Origin of the sequence: Pseudanabaena sp. 'Roaring Creek', from assembly GCF_001402795.1 — a bacterium.
Taxonomy (GTDB): domain Bacteria; phylum Cyanobacteriota; class Cyanobacteriia; order Pseudanabaenales; family Pseudanabaenaceae; genus Pseudanabaena.
Genome location: NZ_LIRE01000298.1, coordinates 1 through 3,075 on the forward strand (window position 1 = coordinate 1; position 3,075 = coordinate 3,075).

General features: G+C 48.3%; 1 protein-coding gene and 1 pseudogene. Both read left to right on the plus strand.

Going from position 1 to position 3,075, the window contains the following annotated elements:
- Positions 1-411, plus strand: a pseudogene (locus AC805_RS26215) (S-layer family protein); the annotation flags it as partial.
- A partial coding sequence (locus tag AC805_RS10330; RefSeq protein WP_055075361.1) for an S-layer family protein occupies positions 401-3,075 on the plus strand: 2,675 nt, incomplete at its 3' end. The pseudogene AC805_RS26215 and the gene AC805_RS10330, both read left to right, overlap by 11 nt.

Genomic DNA, 3,075 nt, shown 5'->3' on the forward strand with positions numbered 1-3,075 from the left:
CCGACCGCTGGATTGATTCAACTGCCCAGCAATATCGACGATCCGAGCCAGCGCATTGCCCAAGGTTGTCGAACCTATGGCAATAGTCGCTTTGTCTCCACAGGTCGTGGGGGATTACCCGAAGATCCCAGCGATCGCCGTAGTGGCGATCGTCCTTGGACAGATACCCGCGATCCTTCTGCTTTCCGCAAACCTAATGCTTTAGCGAGCCAACCTGTAAAGCACGAAAAACAATCTGAGAGCGCGACACCGCCCATCGTAGAAGCTACAGGTTGGCAAATCAATGCCAAGGGTGAAGTGGATATTTATGCGGCTAATCATGCCACGAGAGAAACACCTGTAACGGATTGTGCGGGATTTTTAGCGATCGCACCAAAGCTTTTTCAAGAGGTAATTTCCAATGAATTTTAGGCAAAGACTATGGTGGTGTGGTTCTAGCTTTCTATTCTGGGGAATGTTTCTACCCATAGCGGTCGCAGCACAACCTGTGACCGCCGATGGCACGCTGTCTACTACAGTCACCAGTCCCGACAATCTCAACTTTACGATTACCAATGGCAATCAGCCCAGTAATGGAGCAAATCTATTCCATAGTTTTAGTCAATTCTCAGTACCGACGGGAGGTTCGGCAACTTTTAATCTGGTTAATACACCGAATATTACGACGATTTTTAGTCGGGTAACGGGAGGCAGTGTTTCCAAAATTGATGGCTTGATTCAGACTATTAATAACAACAATCCCGTAAGTTTGTTTCTAATCAATCCGAATGGAATTATTTTCGGGCAAAATGCCAGTTTGAATATTGGTGGATCGTTTATCGGTACGACAGCCAATAGTGTCATTTTTAGTGATGGAGTGAAGTTTAGTGCCAACGATCTCACCTCGCCGCCCCTGTTGACCGTGAGCGCTCCTATTGGGCTACAACTTGAGGCAAATGCAGGAGCAATTAGTTTACAGAAAATGGCTAATCTACAAGTAGCTCAGGGGAATACCTTGGCTTTAGTGGGTAGTCAAATCGACATGACAGGAGCAAACCTGATCGCATCAGATGGACGAGTGGAAATGTGGGCAGCGCAGAATGCCCAAATCGCCCTCAATAATCAAGCGAGATGGCAACCTGCTTCTGATCCTAACATTGTGAATTGGGGAAATATTTCGCTCAGTCAAACCTCCTTGGTTGATGCCAGTGGAACCAATGGCGGAGCAATTAATATCCGTGGACGGGGTCTGACCTTACAGGATGGCTCAAATATTAGTTCTATTACTTCGGCTGGGCAAGGGAAGGGGATTAACGTCCAAACTACAGAATTTGTTGACCTGATGGGCGCTTCCGATATTGGTCAATTTGGTCCTGGAATTTCGACTTCTGTGGGTATATTGTTTGGCGCTCCAGCAAGTGGGAGAGCGGGAGATGTGACCGTTGAGACGGGCAGTTTACGGTTGAGTAATGGCGCTTGGCTTCAGTCCTCTTCTAATGGCGATAATTCGCGATCGGGCGATGTGACTGTTAAAGCTACAGATGTGAATGTATTGGGATCTAATCCATTTTTTGACGCGCCTACGGCTATCACTACCAATCTCTTTATGGGCAATAATAATGAGAGTGGCAAGATTACTATCGATGCAACTCGGATACGCATACAAGATGGGGGAATTATCAGTTCAGCGCTGGTTGACATAGATCCTAATAATCTTCCTACGGGTAAGGCTGGAGACATCTCGATCCGCGCAACTGAGAGCCTTGTAATATCGGGATTCACCCCCTCCGTACTGCTATCTGGAGTGAGTACGGGAATTGGTCATACAGAGGGAGAATCAGGCAACATCTCAATTGATGTGGGAAGTTTGCAACTTTATAACGGCGGAACTATCCGCTCTACTCTATCGGGAACTGGGCGAGCGGGCAACATTACTATTCACGCGAAGGATGTGGCAGTCAGCGACCCTGTCATTGATGTAGAAGATCAACTCCCTGGGGGTATTACCGCTGCGATGGGAACCACTGCCGTTGGTTCAGGTGGGGCTATCACCCTAACAGCAGATAGCCTGCGGCTATTCAATGGCGGACAAATCACCTCTTCCAGCGATGGCAATGGGGCTGCGGGCAGTATTAATCTGCAAGTCAAAAATATTACGGTAGAGGGGATCTCTCAGCCCCTATCCAATGGTCAAATTCTGCCCAGCACGATCGCGGCGACTTCTTCTACCAAATCTGATGCTGGTTCGGTGAATATAGTTAGCGATCGCCTTGATGTCCGCAATGGGGCAGAACTTTCTGTTAGTAATACTGGTGGTGGAAATGCAGGTAACTTGAGCGTTAGCTCTTCTCGCGTTCAACTTGATTACGGGGGCAGTCTGCGCTCGGAAGTCTCCGCAGGCGATCGCGGCAATCTCTCGATTAATGCTGATCTGCTGCTGCTGCGGCATGGCAGTCAAATTAGCACCAATGCTACAGGAAATGCCACAGGAGGTAATATCAACATCAATGGGACATTTATCGTAGCGGTTCCATCGGAAAATAGTGACATCACTGCGAATGCGGTACTTGGAGCAGGTGGGAATATTAATATCACTACGCAGGGTCTATTTGGATTGAAGTTTCGACCGCAATTGACTCCTGAGAGTGACATCACTGCCAGTTCACAATTTGGATTGAGTGGCACGGTGAATATCAGTAACCTCGCTTTTACTCCGACCGCTGGATTGATTCAACTGCCCAGCAATATCGACGATCCGAGTCAGCGCATTGCTCAAGGTTGCCGAACCTATGGCAATAGTCGCTTTATCGTCACTGGTCGCGGTGGATTACCCGAAAATCCCAGCGATCGCCGCAGTGGTAATCATCCTTGGACGGATATCCGCGATCCTTCTGCTTTCCGCAACCCCAATGCTTTAGCGATCGGCAGCCAATCCGAAAATCAATCCGAAAAGCAATCCGAAAAGCAAACGGCGAATGGGACACCGCCCATTATAGAAGCTACGGGTTGGCGATTAAATGCCAAGGGTGAAGTCGATCTCTATACTACTAATAGCGCGATAAGAGAAGCAACCGTAACAGACTGTGCGGGATTCTT